General features: G+C 67.0%; 1 protein-coding gene. It reads left to right on the top strand.

From position 1 onward, the window contains the following. Positions 1 to 244: 244 nt before the first annotated feature. Positions 245 to 1,247 (top strand): WXG100 family type VII secretion target (locus tag ACZ7P3_RS42505; RefSeq protein WP_472090046.1); only part of this gene is annotated, 1,003 nt, incomplete at its 3' end.

Here is a 1,247-nt window from a genome sequence, read left to right as displayed (position 1 = left end):
AGCAGAACTACGCGCCATCCTCAGCGACGCCCTCGGCACCTGCTACTTCCACCGCGACCGAGCCGCCCACACGGAGGAGCGGGTCGCCCTGGAGCGCATCGACTTCCTGGAGTTCTACTACTGACAGTTCCCACCGACTGCTTCTGCCGGCTCGCAGGGGGATGCTGCGACCCGGGAATCCTCATGCGGTAGAACGGAGATCCGATCGTCCGGTTTCCCGGGCGAGTGAGCATGGAGGGACCCTGTGGGGCTGTCGCCGGACGTGAAACTGATCGTGGAGGGCATGATCAAGGCGTCCATGGGCATGGTGGACACGGTCATGGTCGGCACGCGGGAAACCGCCATCGCCCTCTTCCACGAACTCGACCGGCAGCATGGGATGGCCGGGGACGACGATGCTGGGCGCGCATTCGCGAAGGTCTACAAGGCGGCGGCTGGCACGACGCTCGACAAGATCGGATTCAGCGCCTATGTGATGGGCGAGACCGGCAAGGGCCTGATGCGTACCTCCCGCGAGTTCATGGCGCAGGAAAGCCAGGTCGCGTCCGCGATCCTTGGCCAGCAGGTGGACCTGACCGCCGGCATGGGCGATCCCGGAGCAGACTGCTCCGAGAGTTTCCTCGGGCTCGGGCAGGAACTTCCGGAGGCCGTCGGGGAGACCGCATGGTACGACCAGTACGCGCCCGCCGGAATGAGTGACCGCTTCCGCGGCTCGCCGGAGAAGCTGCGCGACGTGGCGGGCACCTGGCGGCGCGGGGCCAAACTGATGACACGTTTCCTGGAAGATGCACAAGCCAGCGCACACACTGCGGACAAGGCCCACTCCGGCCAGGCCGCGGATGCGTTCCGCCGCTACTTCAAGGGCTTCGTCGGCTTTGCCACCCCGCCCGACCAAGCCCACTCGGACGAGCCCCTGGTCGCCAACCTCGTAGCCGCATGCACCCAACTCGCCAAGGCATGCGACCGCTACGCCGACCACGTCGAAGCAGCGAAGAAGAAGATCACCCAGGACCGGGTGGACCCCTTCCACGTCGACATGCCGTGGGACCAGCCCATGTTCGGCGGCAACGGCGACGACGGCGGGCTGCTCGACTCCGTCCTCGGCGACCCGTGGATCCACCGGCTCGGGGACATCGCTCACGCCCTCGACGACTCCGAGAGGCGGGTCAAACTTCCCCAGGGATCCGACGACCCACCCGGCCTTCCTGGTCTGCCCTTGTTCCCGGTCCCCGAGCCCCTTCCTCTCC

It is taken from the genome of Streptomyces sp. NPDC107581, from assembly GCF_055657175.1.
Note: the sequence above shows the minus strand (reverse complement) of the source record. Positions and strands in the feature narration are given on the sequence as shown.